A 22,353-nucleotide genomic window follows, 5' to 3' on the forward strand; every position below is an offset into this window, starting at 1 on the left:
ATTATAATTTGACATGGCAGAAATTAAACCTGCTGAAATTTCAGCAATATTAAAGAAACAATTGTCCGGTTTTGAATCGGGTGCTACATTAGAAGAGGTAGGTACCGTTCTTAATGTAGGTGACGGTATTGCCCGTGTTTACGGACTTTCTAACGCACAGTATGGTGAGTTGGTAGAGTTCGATAACGGGTTGGAAGGTATTGTATTAAACCTTGAGGAAGACAATGTGGGCGTAGTATTGCTTGGCCCTTCAAAAGGTATTAAGGAAGGTTCTACCGTTAAGCGTACCCAGCGTATTGCTTCACTTAGAGTAGGTGAAGAAATGGTTGGCCGTGTGGTAGATACCCTTGGTAACCCTATTGATGGTAAAGGCCCTATTGGTGGCGATCTTTATGAGATGCCGCTGGAGCGTAAAGCGCCGGGTGTAATTTACCGCCAGCCGGTAACCGAGCCGCTACAGACAGGTATTAAGGCTATCGATGCCATGATTCCGGTAGGCCGTGGCCAGCGTGAGCTTGTAATTGGTGACCGTCAGACTGGTAAAACTACTGTTTGTATCGATACCATCCTTAACCAGAAAGAATTTTATGATGCAGGCAAGCCTGTGTTCTGTATATATGTTGCAGTAGGCCAAAAGGCATCTACTGTGGCAGGTATAGCCAAGACCCTTGAAGAAAAAGGTGCTCTTGCCTATACCATTATCGTTGCCGCTAACGCGTCTGACCCTGCACCGATGCAGGTATATGCGCCAATGGCCGGTGCCGCTATCGGAGAGTACTTCCGTGATACGGGACGTCCTGCGCTTATCATCTATGATGACCTTTCTAAGCAGGCTGTTGCTTATCGTGAGGTATCGTTACTACTTCGCCGCCCACCGGGACGTGAAGCATATCCTGGTGACGTATTCTACCTTCACTCAAGGCTGCTGGAGCGTGCTGCTAAGGTAATCGGTGACGATGATATTGCTAAGAACATGAACGACCTTCCTGAGTCGCTTAAACCAATCGTGAAAGGTGGCGGATCTTTAACTGCGCTTCCAATCATCGAAACACAGGCGGGTGACGTTTCGGCTTATATCCCAACAAACGTTATTTCGATTACTGACGGACAGATATTCCTTGAGTCAGACCTGTTCAACTCTGGTGTGCGCCCTGCAATTAACGTGGGTATCTCGGTATCGCGTGTGGGTGGTAACGCTCAGATTAAGTCGATGAAAAAAGTAGCGGGTACGCTTAAGCTAGACCAGGCCCAGTTCCGCGAGCTTGAGGCTTTCGCCAAGTTTGGTTCTGACCTTGATGCTGCTACGCTTAATGTAATTGAAAAAGGCCGCAGGAACGTAGAGATACTTAAGCAGGCTGTTAACGACCCATTTAAGGTTGAAGACCAGGTTGCTATTATATATGCCGGTACTAAAAACCTTTTAAGGAGAGTGCCTGTAAGTAAAGTAAAAGAATTTGAAAGAGATTACCTGGAGTACCTTAACGCCAAGCACAGGGATACCCTTGATGCACTTAAGGCAGGTAAATTTAGCGACGAACTTACAGATGTGCTTGAAAAAGCCGCTGCCGAAATCGCTGCAAAATACTAAGATTTTAATTTGATAATTTGAAGATTTGAAGATGTGCCAAGTGCATTTTCAAATTTTCAAATTGCCTAATTTTCAAATTATACAATGGCAAACTTAAAGGAAATACGTAACAGGATTGCTTCCGTTTCATCTACGATGCAGATTACCAGCGCCATGAAAATGGTGTCGGCAGCAAAGCTTAAAAAAGCACAGGACGCTATTACAGCCATGAGGCCGTACAGCGAAAAGCTTACCGAGCTACTGCAAAACCTTAGCGCTACGCTTGAGGGTGATAACGGTGGTGCATTTGCTGAGCAGCGCCCTGTAAACAATGTGCTTATTGTAGCCATTACCTCTAACAGGGGTTTGTGCGGTGCCTTTAACAGTAATGTTATAAAGCAGGTAAAACTGCTTCAGGCAGCTTATGCCGGCAAAAAGGTAGATGTGCTTGCCGTTGGTAAAAAGGGTAACGATGTGCTTAAAAAAACCTGCACAATTGTAGGCAACCAAAGCGCATTGTTTGATGAGCTTACATTTGAAAATGTTGCCGATGTGGCACAGGACCTTATGGACAGGTTTGCCGCCGGAAGTTATGACAGGATAGAGCTGGTATATAACCACTTTAAAAATGCAGCAACACAGGTAGTACTTACAGAGCAGTTTTTGCCGCTGGTTCCTGCCGCTACCGATGATACCGCTACGGGTGAAACAGATTATATTTTTGAACCCTCTAAAGAAGAGATTGTAGAAAGCCTTATTCCGCTGTCGCTTAAAACGCAGCTATATAAAGCCATACGCGACTCTTTTGCATCAGAGCATGGTGCCCGTATGACGGCTATGCACAAAGCAACCGACAACGCTACCGAGCTGCGCAACCAGCTTAAGCTTACCTATAACAAAGCCCGCCAGGCTGCTATTACAGGCGAGATATTAGAAATTGTGGGTGGTGCCGAGGCTTTAAATAACTAAGGTTACAAACAAACAAGCATAAAGAAGGGAAGGCTGCCGTTAGGCGGCCTTTTTTGTTTAATTTTAGCAAACATTCTGATATCATCCATGGATACAATAGAAATTCCTTTAAGTAAAAAAAAGATAATACTAGCAATATTAGGTTCTTTGCTGTTTGTATTTATTGGAATTGATTTTATTAGAAATACGGCAACTTATGCAAGCTGGCGTGCTTCTAAGGAAGCCATTATTATATCAGGTATTTCATCAGTGCTTTTTTTTGGAACTTGTGCAATAATCGCTACCAAGAAATTGCTAAGTCGACAAATCGGATTAGTTATAGATAAAAATTGCTTTATAGATAAATCCTCTGCTGCTTCTTTAGGGGAGGTCTTATGGAAAGATGTAGAAGCAATAACTTCATACTCTATCGTGAATCAACAATTTATAGGAGTAGAATTAAAGCATCCTGAAAAATATATAAATACACAAACCAGTCTATTCAAACGGAAATTAATGTTACTGAATTACAGAATGACAGGAATGCCAAGTCATATATCTGCAAATACTTTAATGATTTCTCACGCTGAATTACTGAAATTAATGAAGAAGCACTTTAATTTATACAACCAAACCTTAAAGGTAGAGGCTTAGTTATTTTGATAGCAAGACAATCACTATGAGTATATTCCATATTTTCAGTAAAAAGAAAACTTTAATTATACCTGAGCTTGGTGAATTTATAATTTCACGCAAAGAAGGAAGAAATGTGGCTTCAAGAAAGATTTCAAATGAATTGGGAGATTTTAATCTGACTTTCACCCTTTATGATTCGGCTGTAACAAAATACCAGCTTAATTTATACCATGCAATTAAAAATGACTGGCCGGATATAGCAGCCACTTTAAATACAGGGCATAATAGTAAGGAGCCTATAATATTAGAAGCAGTCGTTATAAGAGATCTTGATGATAAAAGGTCGAACATTCTTTGTGAGGTATATACTAATACAGTAGTTCTTGAATTTGAAAAAGGTAATGCTCTGTTCAGTAAAATATAAAATAAATACACTTTAAAACGCTAAAGAATATTTTCCGTTGCTGAATGGAAAATATTCCATATCTTTACATAAAATTTTGAAGATGAATGCAGCGATAGACTTAGCCACACGAAAAGGCATAGAGGGCGTACCCGAAATAACCGACCTTACCAAGCTTTTCCTGTATGTAAACAGCCATGATATAAACGCGCGCTACCTTAACTTCCTTAAGGCGCTTACCAATCTTAGCGATGATATCATTTCGGGCTGGCTGAGTATAAACGCGCGCACCTTTCGCAATTACCGAAAAGCGGGCGCTTCCCTTAAACACAACACAAAAGAGCATGTGGTGGCGCTTATTGCCCTTTACAAGCACGGTATTGATGTGTTTGAAGGGCAGGACAACTTCGACAGGTGGCTTACTACACCCAACTATACACTGGATATGAAATCTCCAACAGATTTTCTTGATACCATTTCGGGCATCAAGTTTATAGACGACAGGCTTACGGCCATAGAGCACGGGGATAACGTATAGGCGGCACATGGTTGTTTATAAAATTTGCCGCGACAAGTTTGCCCAAAGCCTAACCGCATCGGGCGTTGCCAACCGCTGGAACCGAAAAGACGAATTTGTGCTGTATGCCGGCAGCAGTATATCGCTCGCCACATTAGAGATGGTGGCCCACCGTAGCAGCATAATGGCACAGAAACCCTATAAGCTAATGGCTATTGAAGTTGCCGACGATGCCACGATACAGGAAATACCTGCTGCAAAACTACCCAAAAACTGGCGTGCGCTGGAAGCCTATTCCCACCTGCAGGATATGGGTTCTGTTTGGTACTGGGGTGTAAAAAGCCTGCTGCTTAAAGTGCCCTCGGCAATAGTGCCGCAGGAATTTAATTATGTAATTAACACCCACCACCCTGATTTTCCGGAAAAAGTAAAATTACTCCGTGCAGAAGATTTTACATGGGATATGCGTTTGTTATAGATAGAACACTATGTTGCGATTAATGTCAATTTTTAAAGCGTATCATAAATTTATGCTTTACCCGGAAAAAGAAAATGTACTTTGTCCTGATTATGCTGGATTTGATAACTTCTTCCCTTTAGTCACTCTTGACTTATCACACAAGGGTATTATGGATAAAATACATATAATTTACGTCAGCTTTAATTATAATGGACGTCCTGAAGACGAAAACTTTCCACCAGAAGAAAGCATGGGTAATTTCACATTTGATATTAACCCAGACAATTTATACAAGCCAAGTTTTTCTACTAATGCACTTGTAATTACTGAGCAATACAGAATTCACTTTGAGAGAACTGAGAAACTATATAGACAGTTAAAAGACAATAAAAAGGACATCTTAGAATTTTTAAGAACACCAAAAGAGCCGGATTGGTTACAGAATGACCTGACACCATTTAATTCTTTAGGCGATAAATATAATTTTATTTGTCAACTGGAATTGGAACTTCTTTTTGAGCATGTTGGAAACATGTATCTCTATGTGTTTTATGATGCACACGATAAAAAAGTTAAATACTTTTATCAGTGTGATTAAACCTAATCCTGAAATATATTATCCCTACCCGAAATATTCTCTACTTTTGTGCTTATAAAAAGTAACTTGTAAACCTTTGAGCCTCTACAAAAACCTTTTTAAGCAGACAGCCATATACGGCATAGCCACGGTGGTGCCGCGCATGTTCAGCTTTTTGCTCACGCCGCTGTATACTGATCTGCTCCCAAAAGATGAGTACGGAGAGGTTTCTATCATCTTTTCGTGGATGGTACTTTTTAATGTTATCCTTGCCTATGGCATGGAAACCTCTTTTTTCCGTTTTTACTCCAATGCAGAGGATAAAGACAAGGTTCAGGCTACTTCTACAGTATCACTGTTCTGGTCATCTGTATTATTTTTAGGTGGTGCACTGCTGGCACGTGATTATTTGGCTGAAGCTTCGGGTATTGATGTCAACTACATTATCTATACCATTTGGGTGCTGGTGCTCGATGCGCTGGTTATTATACCATTCTCTAAGCTGCGGGCAGAAGGCAGGCCCATGTATTATGCGGCTATCAAAATTGGTAATGTAGCAGTTAACCTGGGGCTTAACGTGTTCTTTCTGGTTTACCTGCCTAAGCTGGCACAGGCCTATCCGGGCAGTATAATAGAAACCATGTATGTGCCTGGCTTCCAGATAGGGTATATATTTATCGCAAACTTAATTGCCAGCCTGCTCACGTTTATCGTGCTGATTCCGCATTACTTTAAAATTTCCTGGCATATTGATAAAGAACTCTGGAAGCGCATGATGCGCTACAGCCTTCCGGTGCTTGTTGCCGGTATTGCCTTTGCCATAAACGAAACATTCGACAGGATAATTCTGCAAAATGTTTTAACTGCAATATCAGGAGAAAGCTATGCCGAAGCCGAAGTAGGTATATATTCAGCATGTTATAAGCTGGCCATATTTATGACGCTTTTTGCCACGGCTTTTCGCCTGGGTATAGAACCATTCTTTTTCAGCCATGCCAAAAATGAGAATGCCCCCCAAACTTATGCCATGATAACCAAATACTTTATAGTATTCGGTTCAGTTATTTTACTGGTGGTGGTTGTCTTTTCAGATTTTCTGAAAGAACTCATCATTCGCGATGAAGCCTACTGGGAGGGGATGAAGGTGGTGCCGCTTATTATTATAGCAAATTTCTTTCTCGGCATCTACCACAACCTTTCAGTTTGGTACAAACTGTCCGATAAAACCAAAATGGGGGCATATATCTCTATTGTGGGCGCTGTAATAACGCTTGCCCTTAACTATGCCTTAATACCGCAGTACAGCTATATGGGCTCGGCTATTGCCACCATAGCGGCATACGGCACCATGATGGGGCTTAGCTTTATGCTTGGCAGCAGGTATTACCCAATTCCTTATGATATTAAAATGATAAGCCTGTATCTGGGTATTTCCATATTATTTTCTTTGGTTTACTTTTACCAGTTCAGGGGTTCTTATATTGTTGGTGGTGCCATGCTGTTGTTTTTCGGGGTGTTTATTTACTTTAACGAAAAAGACAAACTGCTGCGCATTATAAGGCGCCGATAGCAAATAATCGGGCTAAAGTCTTGGTTATTACTGATAGTATTTTGATATTTGAGAGATAAAACAAACAAAATGACAATTAAGATTATCAACCGGTCTAAGCACGATTTACCAACTTATGAAACCATTGCAAGTGCCGGTATGGATTTAAGGGCTAACCTTGATGAGCCTGTAGTATTGAGTCCGCTTGGCCGTGCCATTATAAAAACCGGATTGTTTATAGAACTTCCCATAGGGTATGAAGCACAGGTGCGTCCGCGCAGCGGGCTTGCCGCCAAAAAAGGGATAACCGTATTAAACAGCCCGGGCACAGTGGATGCCGACTATAGAGGGGAGATAGGTGTTATACTGGTAAACATCAGTAATGAGGCTTACACCATAAACGACGGAGAGCGCATAGCACAACTTGTAATTGCAAAACACGAGCGTGCCGAGTGGGCAGTAGCCGAAGAACTTACCGAAACCACCCGCGGTGCTGGAGGCTTTGGCAGTACAGGGGTTAAGTAAACCAATAAACCAACCATATGAAATTTCCAGCTATTTTACGGTTAACTTTTGTTTTGATGCTAATGCCGATGTTGGTCATGGCACAGGATACAGCAGAAGCAGGTACCGAAGCCACTATAAAGAAATTAAGTGACAACGCGTGCGAGTGTACACGTGAAATAAGTACTTTTCAGGTAAAAGATTCAATAATCAGCCAAATAAATTCATGCATATCTGCTGAAATTATGAAAGACCAGATGACTAAGCTTTTAGGTAACCTTCAAAAAGCTGAAGAAGATAGTGCTGAAACTAAATCTGATACTGTAAAAGAAAGGACAATAAAGATATATGCAAAGCAAAATTTTGAGGAGATACAAGCATATATGCTTAAAAACTGCCCTTCTGTAAAGACGTTGATGTCAGCTTATGATGTAAAAGGTAAAAAATCAATGTCAACTAATAAAAAAGCTTTAGAATATTATCAGGAAGGACAGGATTACAGTGCCCGTGAGCAGTATGATCTCGCTATTGTGAGCTACAACAAAGCAGTAAAAAAAGATCCTGATTTTGCTTTTGCATGGGATAATTTAGGTATTAGTTATCGTAAAAGAGGCAATTTTAAAGAAGCTATTAAATGTTATGAAAAGTCACTTGAAATTGATCCTAACGGCGCTGTGCCTTTACAAAGCATGGCGGTTGCCTACGGACTAATGAACGATTTTAAAAAGTCAGCAGAAGTATATGATAGGTTTATTAAGCTTCACCCTGAAGATCCGGAGGGATATTTTGGCTCAGGACGCGCAAGTTATTTAGCAGGTGATTATTCAAAAGGGGTAGATAATATGTTTAAAGCATATAAAATATATTTAGAGACAGAATCACCATATGTAAATGATGCCCAACAAGTATTAGCATCATTCTATACTGATCTTAAAGAGAAAGGGAAATTTGAAATTTTTGAAGAGGCTGCAAAAAACAACGGAATCAATATACAATAAACACAAACCAAAACCGTAAAAATGAGAATTATTGTCCCCATGGCAGGCCGCGGCTCACGCCTTCGCCCGCACACGCTAACCGTACCAAAACCGTTAATACCTATTGCAGGTAAACCTATTGTACACCGCCTTGTAGAAGATATTGCAGGTGTTATCAACCAGGAAATAGAAGAAATAGCCTTTATCATACATAAAGATTTTGGAAAACAGGTAGAGACCGACCTTGTAGCCATAGCTGAAAAGCTGGGGGCAAAAGGCAGTATTTATTATCAGGAGCAGCCATTGGGTACCGCCCATGCCATAATGAGCGCGAAGGAAAGTATTCAGGGGCCGATAGTAGTGGCGTATGCCGACACACTTTTCCGTGCTGATTTTACGTTAGATACTACAGCCGACAGCGTAATATGGGTAAAGCAGGTAGATGACCCAAGCGCGTTTGGCGTGGTGCAGCTTAATGATAAAAATGAGATAGTAGATTTTGTAGAAAAACCCAAAGAGTTTGTATCAGATCTTGCCATTATAGGTATCTACTACTTTAAGAGCGGCGAAACGCTAAGGGAAGAACTGCAATATCTTTTAGATAATAATGTTATGAAAGGCGGCGAGTACCAGCTTACCGATGGCCTTGAGAACATGAAACAAAAGGGCATGAAATTTGTTCCCGGTAAGGTGGATGAATGGATGGACTGCGGTAACAAAAACGTAACGGTAGAAACCAACACCCGCATGCTGGGCTTTTTACATGCCGATGGCGAAAACATGGTACACGCTTCTGCCGTTATAGAAAACAGCGAAATTATACATCCTTGCTTTATTGGCGAGGGCGTAGTGCTTAAAAACGCAAAAGTAGGCCCGGATGTTTCGTTAGGCAAAGGCACAAGGGTAGAAGACAGTACCATAAAAAATAGCCTTGTGCAAAACAATTCGGTTATAAAAAATGCCGTGTTAGATAATGCGATGATTGGCAGCAATGCCGTGTTTAACGGTAAATTTACCAGTATAAGCATTGGCGACTACTCGGTTTTAGAATAAGATATATGAATAAAAGAACCCTTTTAGGCATTCTGGTATTATTGGGCCTTTTGCTTTGCCCCGCAGCTATGCAGGCACAGCAGGAGGAACCCGACCAGATTGCCCTTGCCAATGATGAGTTTGAAAACAGTTTTTATGAGGCACTCAAACAAAAGGGTATCGAAAACTATGATAAGGCGGTAACGGCACTTCAAAAGTGCATCAGGCTTAAGCCGGAAAGCGCTGCTGCTTATAATGAGCTTGGTAAAAACTACCTTTCACTAAAAAATTACCCGGAGGCCGAACGCGCTTTTAAAAAAGCTACAGAACTGGACCCTCAAAACCGGTGGTACTGGCAGGGATTATATGATGTTTATTATGCCATGCAGGACTGGAACCGCGCTATACCAATAGTGCAAAAGCTTACCGAATGGCGAAAAGAATACTACCAGGAAGACCTCGTTTCACTGTATATGTACACCAACCAGTTTGATAAGGCAATTGCGCTGATGAACGAGCTTGATGAAAAAGTAGGCAAATCGGATAAACGTGAAATGTACAGGCTCCAGATAATGGGTGAGGAGCAATACCGTAAGCCACGTAAAGAAGAGCTTGAAGAAGCAATCCGTAACAATCCCAAAGAAGAATCAAATTACCTTAACCTTATTTACCTGTACTCTGAAAGCAATCAGGAAGAAAAGGCTGAGGAGGTAGCGAAAAAACTGGAGAAGGCAATACCGGGTTCGGACTGGGCACAGGTAAGCCTTTTTAAATTCCATCTTAATAATAACGAGGGCGATAAAGCCGTGCAGTCATTATTCAGGGTGCTTGAAAGTAAAAAAATTGACGGGAAGATTAAGCACAGGGCTTTTAATGAGTTCCTGATTTTTGTAAACAACAACCCGAAATACAATAACGACCTCGATAAGGCTGTGACGTATCTTGAAGATGATAAAAATGTAAACGTGCCGAAAGAGGTAGGTAAATTTTTCTTCAATAAAAAAGACTACAAGAGGGCAGCCGATTACTTTACTAAATCGCTTGCCGCTAACAATGATGATATAGAGGCTGTAGAGCTTTTGCTTTATACGTATGAAAACAATGCACAAAATGAATTGCTGCTTAAAAAAGCAGCCGATTATATAGATCTTTTCCCTACACACGCGCGCTTATACTATTTTGCCGGTGTGGGTGCCAATGCAACAGGCCAGTTTAAAAAAGCAAAGGACTTTTTAGAAAGCGGGGCCGACTTTGTAGTGGAAGACCCCGAGCTGGAAGCAGGCTTTAACACGCAGCTTGCCAAAACCTATGAAGGACTTGGCGACACAAAAAAATCAAATGATTACAAAACAAGGGCAGAGAAAGTATTAAAACAGAAGAGAACCCGATGAGAAAAATCGCAGCCGTATTATTTGCTGTGGCAATGCTTGCTTCATGCAAGCCAAAACAGGCTGTGCTGAGCGAGCAGGGTGCCGAAGAAGACCGTACTGCAAAAGAAATTGTAAAGGGGCATTATGCCAACAACAAAGACTTTAAAACCCTCTACATAAAAGCCGATGCGCGTTATACGGATAAAAACCTGGCGCAGAAAGTATCGGCAGACATCCGTATAAAGAAGGACGAGAAGATACTGGTTAGTATAAAATTTTTAGGAATAACAATGGCAAAGGCGCTAATAACACCCGACAGGGTTAGTTATTATGAAAAGCTGGGCAATACTTATTTTGAGGGAGATTATGCCATGCTGAGCAGGTGGTTGGGCACTGAGCTTGATTATAAGAAAGTACAAAACCTTTTTACCGCGCAGGCGCTTTACAACCTTGAAAAAGAACAGCTAACCGCAAAAATAGAAGATGGCTTATACAGGCTTTTCTCGAAATCAGGCGGTGTTAATAAAGAGTTTTTGTTTGAGGGTGCGAATTACCTGCTTAAAAAAGAAAATATATACCAGGAAGGTAAAGAACCCCGAAGCCTCGACATACAATATCCTGCCCACAGGGAGTTTGGCAGCAGGATTATGCCTGCTTCTATAAAAATTGAGGCAGTTCAAAATGATAAAGTGAATATTAATATTGATTACAATAGCGTTACCTTTGACGAAGATTTCTCTTTCCCTTATGATGTTCCCGAAGGGTTTGAGCAGGTTTTTATCAACTAACTGAAATTTGCTGATGAAAAAGATCCTTACCATACTTCTTATAGCCTGCACCACTATGGCTTCTGCCCAGGACCAGAAAAAAATCCTGGAGCAGCGAAAAGCGCAGATAGAAAAAGAAATCAGAGAGTTTCGCAATCTGCTAAGCCAGGAGAACAAAAAGGAAAAGTCGGTACTTACCCAGATTGCCGATAACCAGGCAAAAATTCAGCTTAGTGAAAAGCTGATAAACAATACCCAAAAGCAAACCCGTATACTTACAGATGAAATATACCTTAACCAGCTAAAGATAAACAAGCTGGGGCGCGAGCTTAAAGTTCTTAAAGATGATTATTCACAAACATTGGTAAAGGCATACAAGAACCGTTCGCAGCAAAGCCGGATAATGTTTATATTGTCTTCAGATAACTTTTTGCAGGCATACAAGCGCATGCAGTACATGAAGCAATATGCCAGCTACCGCAAAATTCAGGCTGAAGAAATAAGGGCTACCAAAACCGAACTTGAAGGATTGCAGGACAAGCTGAACGTTCAGAAAAAAGAAAAAGAAAAACTGCTGGCAGAAAACCTTAAGGTTAAAAAAGAGCTTGAGGAAGAGAAAAAGGAACAGGAGAAACTGGTAAAGGCGATACAGAAAGATAAAAAGCGCTACACTGCCGATATTAAGAAAAAGCAGAGCGAAGCCAAAGATATTGAGCGTAAGATTGACAAAATTATACGCGATGCTATTGCGGCTGCAAACAAAAAAGCGGCAGCATCAGGCGCTACAACGGCAAGCAAAAGTTCTGCCGCTACGGCAGCGCCTAACAAGATTGTGCTGACCAAAGAAGGTAAAATAATAGCAGATAACTTTAAAGCTAACAAAGGTAAATTACCATGGCCTGTTGAAAAAGGTTATATGAGTATGGGTTATGGCCTGCAACGCAGTCCGTTCGCCTCTACCGTGGAGGTAGACCATAGCTGGATAGAGATAACCACCGAGAAAGGCGCTGCTGTGCGCTCTATATTCTCCGGAGAGGTTATAGACATCCAATTGATACAGGGAACAGGTACAAAAGCTGTTTTTGTGCAGCATGGTGACTATATATCCATTTACTTTAACCTTAGCAGCACCAGTGTAAATATTGGCGAAAAGGTTTCTGTAAAACAAAATCTTGGTACAGTGCACACCAATCCGGTTACCGGTAAAACTGTGGTAAAGCTGATGATAACCCACAACACCAGCAGGCTTAACCCTGAACAGTGGATTATAAAATAAAATGACTTAAAATAAAAATTCCATTTCTGCTGCAACAAGTGAAGAAATGGAATTTTTAACTATTATTGGTTCGGATTAACCCTATACAAATAATGCCTTTAGCTCTGTAGCATCATGCGGGCTCATTTTGCCGGCAAGTACAAGGCTTAGCTGTTTACGGCGCAGGGCGGCATCAAAACGCTGCTTTTCAAGTTCTGTCTGCGGTTCTATTGGCGGTACTTCAACCGGGCGTCCTGTTTCATCTACGGCAACAAAAGTATAAATAGCTTCGTTTGCTTTGGCCCTTGTCCCGCTTTCGCGGTCTTCTGTCCACACATCAATAAAAATTTCCATAGAGGTTTTAAAGGTACGTGAAACCTTAGCCTCTACCGTAACAACACTTCCCAAAGGTATAGAGCGGTTAAAAGCAACATGGTTTACAGAGGCGGTTACCACAATTCGGCGCGAATGCCTGCGTGCGGCAATGCTTGCGGCACGGTCCATACGGGCCAGTAGCTCGCCGCCAAAAAGGTTGTTAAGTGGGTTGGTTTCGCCGGGAAGCACCATATCGGTCATTATGCAAACCGAGTCTGAAGGATATTTTACCTGCATACTGATATTTTTGTGGCAAAGATACTACAGTAAATAAAAAATCCTCCGTGGCGGAGGATGCTTTTATAATTCTTTTATGAGTAACCAGGCTTCGCTGTTTTCGCCTCTCCTTATGGCATTCATGTCATTCTGCGCTTCGGCAGCATCACTGTAGCTTCCGTAAATAACCGGGTAAAGCCCGAATTTGTTTATTCCTAAAGCCCGTGCTTTTGTGTAGCCTTTATCTTTAAGCTGTGCAACTGCCGTGGCTGCATTAGCTTCGCTGCGGTAAGCGCCTGCCACTATATGGTAAGGCATAACGGTTACTTCTTCTTTTACGGTAAGTTGTACCGCAGGCAATGGGTTTTCTATAAAAAAGGTAGCCTGCTGTATGCGTTGCTGCACTTCTTCCTGTACCTGCTGCTGCACTAAAAGCGTTTCTTTAGCCACCTGCTGTTCGTACCATGTTTTGTAGACTGCGCCGCCTGCGGTTAAAGCAACGGCAAACAAGGCTGCATATTTAAGGTACGGGTAGCTGCGCCTGCGTTGCGCCGTTAGCAGTACAGGTACTTCTTCTTCGGCTTCTTCTGTATCATTTACAGCTATATATTCCTCACGTTTAACGGCAGGAGAAGTAAAAGTACTTAGCCCGAAAGCATCTGTAAGGTAATTAACAGGAGTATCAGGTGTAAACACAAGGCTACCTTCGGCATTGCGGGCTATTTGGCCCAGATTTTTAAGCAGTAGCGGCTGCCCGCTTTCCAGCATGTAAAGCCATTGTGCCGTTTGCTTTTGCACTGCCGCCACAGCCTCATCATAAGAAATATTTTCCTGTAAGGCTATGTGGTTGGCTAAAAGCCCGTCATTATTCTTTAAATTCGCATTAAAAGAAATGAGTTTTTTAGGAGGATAGAAGGTATGCGTGGTACTGTCAAGCCTTGCGGGGCTTGTTTCGGCAAGGAAAGCTCCAAAGCCGGGAACCGTAACACACTGGTAACGATACAATAGTGCCGATATGTATTTTTCTATCATCATAAACACAAAATTAACCATTCAACAGCCAAAGCAAAATTTTATTCACAAATTTTATTAACAAAGCAGCAAAACTAATTAACGGCCTGCTTATCATGTTTTTATGTCGGAAAATGAATTACTGAATACCCTCGCCCTTATGCGGGTAGAGGGCGTGGGCGATATAGTTGCCAAAAAGCTGATTAACCATTTAGGGGGTGCCGAAGCTGTTTTTAAGGCAAAGCGCCAGCAGATATTAGCCATAGAGGGAGTAGGCGATATTTTATACAACAACCTTAAAAATCCTGAAGGATTACGGCTGGCTGAAGCCGAAATGAAATTTATCTCGGGCAATAACATTTCTACATCATTTTATCTTGATAAAGACTATCCTGAAAGGTTAAAGCACTGTATAGATGGGCCGGTGCTGCTGTTCAGTTCCGGGAATATAGATGTTGAGGGCAGAAAGATGCTCAGTATAGTAGGTACAAGGCAAATGACCGCTTATGGCGCCGACTTTACCCGCAAGCTGCTGGAAGACCTGGTGCCGCTTAATCCTGTTATTGTAAGCGGTTTTGCTTATGGTATAGACATCCACGCTCACCTTGTGGCTATGGATTTAGGATTGCAAACTATTGGTGTAGTAGCACATGGATTAAACCAGGTATACCCGAAAGTGCATAAAAAGTATGTAGCGAAGATGGAACAGAACGGCGGTTTTATGACCGAGTTTTGGAGCAGCAGCAACCCTGACAAAGAAAACTTTGTAAAACGTAACCGAATTGTAGCCGGGCTAAGCGAGGCAACCATAATCGTAGAAAGCGCCGAGAAAGGCGGCTCGCTTATTACTGCAAATGTTGCAAACGACTATAACCGTGATGTGTTTGCCGTACCGGGACGTATCACCGATAAGTACAGCATGGGCTGTAATAACCTGATTAAAACGCAGCGTGCTAACCTGCTTACAGGTGCTGCCGACCTTATTTACATCATGAACTGGGAAACGGAAGAAAAGAAACAAAAGCCCGTACAAAAACAGTTGTTTATTTCGCTTGAAGATGACGAGCAAAAGGTATATGACTACCTGCTGAAAAACGGCAAAGAGCAGCTCGACCTTATTGCGCTGGCATGCGAAATGCCGGTATTTAAATTATCATCTATGCTGCTTACAATGGAGCTAAAGGGTGTGATACGCCCTTTGCCCGGTAAAATGTTTGAAGCGGTTTAATTGATAATGCTTACCGATCTTTCGCAGCTGCTGTTTTCAGTACTGCTTTCGCAAATCCAGTAGGCCTGTTCATCTTCATATACAAGTGCAGGGCTGCAGCCGTAGCCGTTACAGCTAACGAAATAACTATGTAAAAGGTAATCGTTATCAGAGGCTTCTTTATCCATAACCAGCTTGTTGTTGCGGTTATATAATGCCCTTACCAATTTAAAGCTGCTTTTTGTTGAAGACATTTCTATGTAGTAAAGCCCACCGGGTACGGCTTCGTTTTTAAGTATTTTAAACGCATCAACATGATGCTTTGGAGTAAGCGTCATTTCATCATTGGCAGCCTTTAAAAAGGCTTTTTCATTTATCAGCACTTTAACCTGCCCGTTTTTAACCTCTGCAACAGTAATTTTTTGTGACAGGTTGTAAACAGTTTCTTCAGGAGTTGTATAGCTAAATGCCATTAGTGCAACAAAACATAAAAGTATAAGGCCTTTATTTCTCATAATAACGTGATTAGTTGTTCTTAATAAACACTAAGTTACTCAAAATAAGAATATAAAGGCCTTATGTATAATTTAAATTTTTCAGTCTGAGTTACTTATACAAAGAACTAAAGGTATCCCAGCTTTTCCCTGACACGTGCCAAAACGCCGTTTGCAACGGCAGCCGCCTTTTCAGATCCTGTTTTTAGTGCGGCATCAACCTCATTTAAGTTAGCCATATAATAGCTGTATTTTTCTCGTACAGTCGCAAACCTTTCGGTTATAAGTTCAAACAGTGCCTGTTTAGCATTCCCGTAACCATAGTTGCCGCCTAAATAGTTGGCGCGCATGGCTTCTGTCTGTTCTGGTGTGGCCAGTAACCTGTACATGGCAAACACGTTACAGGTTTCCGGGTTTTTGGGTTCTTCCAACGGGGTGCTGTCGGTTTGTATAGCCATTACCTGCTTGCGCAGGGGTTTGTCTTCCATAAAGATATTTATGAAATTATTGCGCGATTTACTCATCTTTTCGCCATCGGTACCGGGAACTATTTTTGTTTCCTCACTTGTAATAGGTTCCGGCAATACAAAGGTATCACCCATCTGGTGGTTAAAGCGCGCGGCCACATCACGTGTAATTTCTATATGCTGAAGCTGGTCTTTACCCACCGGCACAAACTCGGCATCATATAAAAGTATATCGGCAGCCATCAGCATAGGATATGTAAATAATCCGGCGTTTACATCTTCCAGCCTGTCGGCTTTGTCTTTAAACGAATGGGCAAGGGTAAGCCTCTGGTAAGGGAAAAAGCAGCTAAGGTACCAGCTAAGCTCTGCAACTTGCGGTACATCGCTTTGGCGGTAAAATACTGCCCTGTTAATGTCGAGCCCACAGGCAAGCCATGTTGCGGCTACGCTGTAAGTATTAGCCCTAAGTTCTGCCCCGTTTTTAATTTGTGTTGCAGAGTGCAGGTCGGCTATAAAAAGATACGATTCATTTTCAGGTTTATTGGCCATTTCTACAGCCGGTAAAATTGCGCCCAGCAGGTTGCCCAAATGCGGTGTACCCGTACTCTGGATGCCTGTAAGTATTTTTGCCATTGCTTTGTATAAAATTTTAAGCAAAGGTAACGGATTTGATATAAAGATAGGAGGCTAATGATTACATTTGGCACTATGAAAATTATTAAGCCTGTATTGCTGACGCTTTGGCGCATATGGTTTTACCTATTGTTGGGTGTGCCTATAATTGTGCTTTCGCCGGTACTGATAATTACCATACTCTCGCCTAAAACCTATCCGCAGTTCTTTTTGCTGGCGCGGCTGTGGGCGCGCATCATCCTTTTCGGGATGGGTTTCCGTACCAAAATTACCCGCGAGCAGGAAATGGATAAAGGCAAAAGCTATATGCTGGTAGCCAACCACACCAGCATGGCAGATATTATGCTGATGCTGCTGGTAAGCAAAAACCCTTTTGTTTTTGTAGGTAAAAAAGAGCTTGCCAAAATACCCATTTTCGGTTTTTTTTATAAGCGCACCAGCATACTGGTAGACCGCAACAACAGTAAAAGCCGCTTTGAGGTTTTTCAGCGCGCGCAGAAAAGGCTTAATGAAGGCCTGAGCATTTGTATTTTTCCTGAAGGCGGTGTGCCCGATGATGAAAGTATAGTACTGGATGAGTTTAAGGACGGGGCGTTTCGCCTTGCGATAGAACACCAGATACCCATAGTGCCAATGGTTTTTCCGGACAACAAGAAACGTTTCAGTTATACATTTCTTAGCGGCAGCCCGGGGGTAATGCGTGCAAGAGTATTACCTTTTATTTCGACAGAAGGCTTAACCCTTGATGATAAAAAAGAACTGAAGGATAAAACAAGGCAGGTTATTTATGCCAATTTAGTAAAACTCCTAAAAAAATAGGATTACTGGAACTAACATTATACAAACTATTCAAATGAAACTAAAACTTCTTACCCTTGCTTTAATGACAACATTACTTTCGTGTTCAGGTGACGATGATCGAGGAAATAATAGTAACATAAACGAATGTATTCCTGCTTCAACTATGGAAGTTACAATTTCTGAAGAGTTCCAAAATTCATTTGGTTTTAAAGAAGTTTATAACACAGGTAACTATATGGTATCAGTACCTTACTTTGTAACCCCAAACGGAGATGGTGTTCGTGATAGCTTTGTGATTTATATTAAAAATACGGAAACCGGAACATCATTTATAAGTAGTTATTCTGACATCATAGAATCAGCAGATGGTGCCGTTAGCAATCCTGAAGGATTCATTACTTCTGCTAAGTTAACCGTTGGTAATAATTGTGAACAGGTATTTGAAACGGCTGATATAAACAGGCTGTGGTGGAATGTACTTCTTGAAACAAATGAAGCGAAAGGCATTTATAATTTTGACCTCCATGTAGTCATGGAAGACGGTGCTGTTATTGATGTTTCTGACACTTTTGAAGTGCTTGATACAGTTTATGAGTAAGCCGCTTATGTAAAAAAATAAAGCGCCCTAAATGTGCACGGGCGCCTTACTAATTATCCCTGTTAAGGGACTACCTAAAACTTTAGCTATATCAGAAGCTGAAACTTATACCGGAATATAATCCGATAAAATAAGGTTTAAAATTGCCTGCATCACTGCTGAAGGCATTTAACTGGTATTTAAATGTAGGCTCAAAGCTGGCCTGTAATGCTTTTGTAAAACGGTACCTGAAGCCAAGACCCACATTGGTGCTGAAATGTATGTTGTTGAGGTTTTCCGCCTGGCCGAGAGGAGAGCTATAGCCCTGGTCGGTTACTACACTTACCTGGTTATCGTTTAGGAACAGTGTGCTGAAACCACCTATAACTTCTATGCCGAATTTTTTATTAAGCAATGCATAAGACATTTCTACGGGTACTTCTATATAACCCATTTCCTGTAAAAGCGACCCGCTGAACGTTTGGCTTGAGGCAGCTTCGTTAGGAGATGCATTTTCAGCGTTTGCCGATTGCACTACCAGGTTAGCAGTTGTGCTTTCAGGCCTGTTACTGCTCACGTTGTTGGTCTGGCCCGACATGCTCGGGTAAAACTCAACGCCGCGGGTAGAATAGCTGAGGTTTACCGTGTTAACCCCTGAACGTATTGATATTTTATCATTAAGCGCATAATTAATGCCTACCCCATAGCTCAGGTTATTGTTATAGTCTTTACTGTTGCCTGCAAACTGTGCATCTATAGGCGAACCCTGAGAGAGCGAGTTATAAAAAACAGGCGCTACCTGAGGGCGAACATTCCATTTGGTGTTAACTTCTGCCTGTGCCAGTTTGTTTTTATCTTTTTCGTTTAATTTTTCCTGAAGCAGTTTTTCGAGTTCATTTTCAGGCTCTTCTGCAAAAGCTGAATCTATTTCTGTTTCGGCAACGGCTTCTTCTATAGTAATATCCTTGTTGATGACAGTATTTCCAGATACAGTTTCATTTACAATTGCATCGGTACCTTGTGTAGTAGTGCTGTTATCACTTACGGCAACAGCCTGTTCTGTAGTATCATTTATAGCCGAAGGGTTAATACCTGTTATAGCGCTATTATTCTTATTTTGGTTTGCATCGCTTTTTTCTGCTGCCCTGTTGTTTGTTCCTGATACAGCAACCGCCGATTGCGTATTAGTAGTAATGCCGGTTGCAGTATTTTTTATATTCTTGGGTTTTGCAGCATCAGCATTCGTGGCAACAGAAGTATTTTTAGTATTGTTGCTCCTGTCCTGCGAAGCCACAGCGCTTTGACTATTGCTAAAATTATTGGTTTTCGGAGTACTATTACCCTTAGAACTATTTGTGCTTGGATAACTTTCCTGCGTGCCGCTGCCCGTGTCATTGGTTCCGGTTGTGCCCTCAGTTGTTTCGCTGTTCACTAAGCCATAATTTTCATTTATTACACTACTTTCAGTAGCGTTGCTGGCAGGGTTGCCGCTATTACTATTACCAGCGCCATTATCATCGCTGCTTTTTACTACCGGGTTGTTTTCCTGCCTTAGCTGTTGCTCCTCCTTAAACGGGTTAAGCAGCAGCAGGCCTATAAGCAAAAGGGCAGCCACGCCGCTAAGCCTGAACCATATCGGTATAACGCGGCGCTTTTTCTTTTTCTGGAGTTCCGCCTCAATGTTTTCCCATACAAAGTCGGGCGGGTTAACTTCAAAATCCTTAAACTTTTCCTGGAAAAGCCTGTCTATGTGTTTTTTCTCTTTCATTTGCTGTAGGTACTTTTTAAATTCCCCTGGTGCGCTTCAATTTTTTCCTTTAGTATCATCCTTGCCCTTGCAAGGTTAGATTTAGAGGTGCCAGTTGTTATATTAAGCATCTCTGCTATTTCTTTATGCGAAAAGCCATCGGTTACATATAGGTTAAACACCATGCGGTAACGATCCGGCAGTTGCTGAATGATGCCCAGCAAAAAATCCATGCTCACATCTTCTGTTTCTATCTCTACTTCGGGTTCGTCCGGTATGTTTTCACTAACCAGCTCTACCACGCCCTGGCTGCGGTATTTTTGCAGCACATTATTCACCATAAGCCTTTTGGCCCAGCCTTCAAAAGAACCCTTAAACTGGAACTGCCCAATTTTGCGGAACAGCAGCAGGAAGCCGTCCTGCAGGTTGTCCTGCGCATCGGCATAGCTGCGCGAATACTTAAGGCATACCGAAAACAGCTTCGGGGCAAAAAGCCTGTAAAGCTGTTCCTGGGCCTTAATATTGTCCCGCTGGCATTCCTGTATAAGCTGCTCTAAACCCAAATTCGGTTATTGTTTTTAGTGTTTGGTCTTTATTCTCCCACGGGTACAGATACGGTTTCAAAAATGCGGTTGCCCTGGCTGTCGACACCCTTAAAAATCTGGAACGAATATGCGCTGTACTGGGTAATATCTAAATTGTTGGGGCAGGTAAAATCATACATGGCCCATTCTGCCTCATCAGTAGCCAGGGGTTTGCACTTAGCATCCTGAATAACAAGTGCCTGCACGGCAAGTATTTCGCTATTGTTGGTTTTCTCTGTATAAAACCCGTCAAAATAATGGCAGTCATCCGGCCTTTTGTAATAAACTTTTATGGGGTAGGTGTGCCCGGGCACCATGCTTTCGGGCAGCTCAAGGCTTTCTACGGGCAAAAATGCCACTTCAAACTGCGGCGTGTCTTCTTCTAAAGAACAGGCGCTAAGGCCCGCCACAAGCACTAATAACAATAACAGCTTTTTCATAAAATCAAACAATCAAAAAAATATACGGTTGCGTTTACATATCAGATACAAAAGTGCACAAAAGGTTGCGTACTTTAATATGTTGTATGCCAATAAAAAACCCGGAGCATGCTCCGGGTTGTTATGTTGTTTAAGCCGATTGTTCTTTAATGGCTTCTTTTATTTTAATTTCCAGCTCATCGGCCAGTTCGGGGTTGTCTTTAATAAGCCCCTTCACAGCATCGCGACCCTGTCCCAGCTTGGTTTCGCCGTAGCTGAACCACGAGCCCGATTTCCTGATGATCTCGAACTCTACCGCAAGGTCTAAGATTTCGCCTGTTTTGCTCACGCCCTCGCCATACATAATGTCGAACTCGGCGGTTTTAAACGGTGGCGCCACTTTGTTTTTAACCACTTTTACTTTGGCGCGGTTACCCAGCACGTTCTCACCGTCTTTAATTTGAGACGAACGGCGAATGTCAAGCCTTACCGATGCATAGAACTTTAGTGCGTTACCACCCGTTGTGGTTTCGGGGTTACCAAACATTACACCAATCTTTTCGCGAAGCTGGTTAATAAAGAATACCGTACAGTTGGTCTTGCTTATGGTAGCAGTTAATTTTCTTAGTGCCTGGCTCATAAGGCGTGCGTGAAGGCCCATTTTACTGTCGCCCATTTCGCCCTCAATTTCACTTTTTGGCGTTAGCGCCGCCACCGAGTCGATAACCACAATATCTATGGCACCGCTTCGGATAAGGTTCTCGGCAATCTCTAATGCCTGCTCGCCGTTGTCGGGCTGCGATATGATAAGGTTTTCAATGTCAACCCCCAGTTTTTCGGCATAACCGCGGTCAAAAGCATGCTCGGCATCAATAAAGGCAGCAATGCCGCCGCCCTTCTGCGCTTCGGCTATGGCGTGCAGCGTAAGGGTTGTTTTACCTGACGATTCAGGTCCGTATATCTCTATTATCCTGCCGCGCGGGTAGCCGTTTACGCCCAGTGCCAGGTCTAACCCCAGCGAGCCCGAAGGTATGGCCTCTACCTCCTCTACGGCCTGGTCGCCCATTTTCATTACGGTACCCTTGCCGTAAGCCTTATCCAGTTTATCCAGCGTTAGCTGTAGTGCTTTTAGTTTTGCTTCTTTATCTGCGCTCATTAGTATCGTCTTATTTTTAGTAAAAATACTGCTTTTATTTGAGAGCGCAATGTAAGAAAATAATCTTACAATAAAATAAATTTTGGTAGAATTTTTTTTGTAGG

25 protein-coding genes are annotated in these 22,353 nt (G+C 42.2%); 17 read left to right on the forward strand and 8 right to left on the reverse strand.

Going from position 1 to position 22,353, the window contains the following annotated elements:
- Positions 1-13: 13 nt before the first annotated feature.
- From atpA to Q0K96_RS04480, 14 genes are all read left to right on the forward strand, one after another.
- On the forward strand, positions 14-1,588 hold the full coding sequence (gene atpA, locus Q0K96_RS04415) for a F0F1 ATP synthase subunit alpha (protein ID WP_297332798.1): 1,575 nt from the start codon (positions 14-16) through the stop codon (positions 1,586-1,588).
- 84 nt (positions 1,589-1,672) lie between these two features.
- The gene (gene atpG, locus Q0K96_RS04420; RefSeq protein WP_297332799.1) at positions 1,673-2,536 is read left to right on the forward strand and encodes an ATP synthase F1 subunit gamma; all 864 of its coding nucleotides are present in this window, start codon (positions 1,673-1,675) and stop codon (positions 2,534-2,536) included.
- An 87-nt stretch (positions 2,537-2,623) separates the two neighbouring features.
- On the forward strand, positions 2,624-3,169 hold the full coding sequence (locus Q0K96_RS04425) for an STM3941 family protein (RefSeq protein ID WP_297332800.1): 546 nt from the start codon (positions 2,624-2,626) through the stop codon (positions 3,167-3,169).
- Positions 3,170-3,194: 25 nt separating this feature from the next.
- Positions 3,195-3,575 (forward strand): hypothetical protein, encoded by a 381-nt coding sequence (locus Q0K96_RS04430; protein WP_297332801.1) that lies wholly within the window; start codon positions 3,195-3,197, stop codon positions 3,573-3,575.
- Between the two features lie 82 nt (positions 3,576-3,657).
- A complete protein-coding gene (locus Q0K96_RS04435; RefSeq protein WP_223053952.1) occupies positions 3,658-4,092 on the forward strand; it encodes an antitoxin Xre/MbcA/ParS toxin-binding domain-containing protein in 435 nt (144 codons plus the stop codon).
- Positions 4,093-4,099: 7 nt separating this feature from the next.
- Positions 4,100-4,549, forward strand: a complete 450-nt coding sequence (locus Q0K96_RS04440) for an RES family NAD+ phosphorylase (protein ID WP_297332802.1) — start codon at positions 4,100-4,102, stop codon at positions 4,547-4,549.
- A 22-nt stretch (positions 4,550-4,571) separates the two neighbouring features.
- Positions 4,572-5,129, forward strand: a complete 558-nt coding sequence (locus Q0K96_RS04445; RefSeq protein ID WP_297332803.1) for a hypothetical protein — start codon at positions 4,572-4,574, stop codon at positions 5,127-5,129.
- A gap of 76 nt (positions 5,130-5,205) precedes the next feature.
- On the forward strand, positions 5,206-6,678 hold the full coding sequence (locus tag Q0K96_RS04450) for an oligosaccharide flippase family protein (RefSeq protein ID WP_297332804.1): 1,473 nt from the start codon (positions 5,206-5,208) through the stop codon (positions 6,676-6,678).
- A gap of 69 nt (positions 6,679-6,747) precedes the next feature.
- A complete protein-coding gene (gene dut, locus Q0K96_RS04455) occupies positions 6,748-7,182 on the forward strand; it encodes a dUTP diphosphatase (RefSeq protein ID WP_223053949.1) in 435 nt (144 codons plus the stop codon).
- A 17-nt stretch (positions 7,183-7,199) separates the two neighbouring features.
- Complete coding sequence (locus tag Q0K96_RS04460) at positions 7,200-8,159, forward strand: tetratricopeptide repeat protein (protein ID WP_297332805.1); 960 nt, start codon at positions 7,200-7,202, stop codon at positions 8,157-8,159.
- Positions 8,160-8,180: 21 nt separating this feature from the next.
- Positions 8,181-9,191, forward strand: coding sequence for a sugar phosphate nucleotidyltransferase (locus Q0K96_RS04465; RefSeq protein ID WP_297332806.1), 1,011 nt, complete (start codon positions 8,181-8,183; stop codon positions 9,189-9,191).
- Between the two features lie 5 nt (positions 9,192-9,196).
- Complete coding sequence (locus Q0K96_RS04470) at positions 9,197-10,561, forward strand: tetratricopeptide repeat protein (RefSeq protein ID WP_297332807.1); 1,365 nt, start codon at positions 9,197-9,199, stop codon at positions 10,559-10,561.
- Positions 10,558-11,328, forward strand: a complete 771-nt coding sequence (locus Q0K96_RS04475; RefSeq protein ID WP_297332808.1) for a DUF4292 domain-containing protein — start codon at positions 10,558-10,560, stop codon at positions 11,326-11,328. The genes Q0K96_RS04470 and Q0K96_RS04475 overlap by 4 nt, the downstream gene beginning before the upstream one ends.
- Positions 11,329-11,341: 13 nt before the next feature.
- Positions 11,342-12,583: a peptidoglycan DD-metalloendopeptidase family protein gene (locus Q0K96_RS04480; protein ID WP_363317232.1), complete on the forward strand. Its 1,242-nt coding sequence runs from the start codon at positions 11,342-11,344 to the stop codon at positions 12,581-12,583.
- An 81-nt stretch (positions 12,584-12,664) separates the two neighbouring features.
- Here Q0K96_RS04480 and Q0K96_RS04485 read toward each other — a convergent pair whose 3' ends face one another.
- Together Q0K96_RS04485 and Q0K96_RS04490 are read right to left on the reverse strand one after the other, a co-directional pair.
- Positions 12,665-13,174 (reverse strand): acyl-CoA thioesterase, encoded by a 510-nt coding sequence (locus Q0K96_RS04485; protein ID WP_297332809.1) that lies wholly within the window; start codon positions 13,172-13,174, stop codon positions 12,665-12,667.
- 63 nt (positions 13,175-13,237) lie between these two features.
- Positions 13,238-14,188, reverse strand: coding sequence for an SPOR domain-containing protein (locus Q0K96_RS04490; protein ID WP_297332810.1), 951 nt, complete (start codon positions 14,186-14,188; stop codon positions 13,238-13,240).
- A gap of 100 nt (positions 14,189-14,288) precedes the next feature.
- Between Q0K96_RS04490 and dprA the strand changes: the two genes are divergently transcribed.
- Complete coding sequence (gene dprA / locus Q0K96_RS04495; RefSeq protein WP_297332811.1) at positions 14,289-15,392, forward strand: DNA-processing protein DprA; 1,104 nt, start codon at positions 14,289-14,291, stop codon at positions 15,390-15,392.
- On the opposite strand, the gene Q0K96_RS04500 is transcribed toward dprA, so the two are convergent.
- Both Q0K96_RS04500 and trpS read right to left on the reverse strand, forming a co-directional pair.
- Positions 15,389-15,886 carry a hypothetical protein gene (locus Q0K96_RS04500; RefSeq protein ID WP_297332812.1) on the reverse strand — a complete coding sequence of 166 codons (498 nt, stop codon included), beginning with the start codon at positions 15,884-15,886 and terminating at the stop codon, positions 15,389-15,391. The genes dprA and Q0K96_RS04500 overlap by 4 nt on opposite strands.
- A gap of 107 nt (positions 15,887-15,993) precedes the next feature.
- Positions 15,994-16,965 carry a tryptophan--tRNA ligase gene (gene trpS / locus Q0K96_RS04505; protein WP_297332813.1) on the reverse strand — a complete coding sequence of 324 codons (972 nt, stop codon included), beginning with the start codon at positions 16,963-16,965 and terminating at the stop codon, positions 15,994-15,996.
- A 75-nt stretch (positions 16,966-17,040) separates the two neighbouring features.
- On the opposite strand from trpS, the gene Q0K96_RS04510 reads away from it, so the two are divergent.
- Entirely contained in the window at positions 17,041-17,784 is a 744-nt protein-coding gene (locus Q0K96_RS04510; RefSeq protein WP_297332814.1) for a lysophospholipid acyltransferase family protein, read from the forward strand.
- 34 nt (positions 17,785-17,818) lie between these two features.
- Positions 17,819-18,364, forward strand: coding sequence for a hypothetical protein (locus tag Q0K96_RS04515; RefSeq protein ID WP_297332815.1), 546 nt, complete (start codon positions 17,819-17,821; stop codon positions 18,362-18,364).
- 91 nt (positions 18,365-18,455) lie between these two features.
- On the opposite strand, the gene Q0K96_RS04520 is transcribed toward Q0K96_RS04515, so the two are convergent.
- From Q0K96_RS04520 to recA, 4 genes are all read right to left on the reverse strand, one after another.
- On the reverse strand, positions 18,456-20,111 hold the full coding sequence (locus Q0K96_RS04520) for a hypothetical protein (protein ID WP_297332816.1): 1,656 nt from the start codon (positions 20,109-20,111) through the stop codon (positions 18,456-18,458).
- Positions 20,108-20,653 carry a sigma-70 family RNA polymerase sigma factor gene (locus Q0K96_RS04525; protein ID WP_223053936.1) on the reverse strand — a complete coding sequence of 182 codons (546 nt, stop codon included), beginning with the start codon at positions 20,651-20,653 and terminating at the stop codon, positions 20,108-20,110. Before Q0K96_RS04525 ends, Q0K96_RS04520 begins: the two co-directional genes overlap by 4 nt.
- Positions 20,654-20,682: 29 nt before the next feature.
- Positions 20,683-21,114, reverse strand: coding sequence for a lipoprotein (locus tag Q0K96_RS04530; RefSeq protein ID WP_297332817.1), 432 nt, complete (start codon positions 21,112-21,114; stop codon positions 20,683-20,685).
- A gap of 130 nt (positions 21,115-21,244) precedes the next feature.
- The gene (recA, locus tag Q0K96_RS04535; RefSeq protein ID WP_297332819.1) at positions 21,245-22,249 is read right to left on the reverse strand and encodes a recombinase RecA; all 1,005 of its coding nucleotides are present in this window, start codon (positions 22,247-22,249) and stop codon (positions 21,245-21,247) included.
- Positions 22,250-22,353: the final 104 nt, after the last annotated feature.

It is taken from the genome of Flavobacterium sp. (assembly GCF_024305175.1).
In the GTDB taxonomy this organism is placed as follows: Bacteria; Bacteroidota; Bacteroidia; order Flavobacteriales; family Flavobacteriaceae; genus Flavobacterium.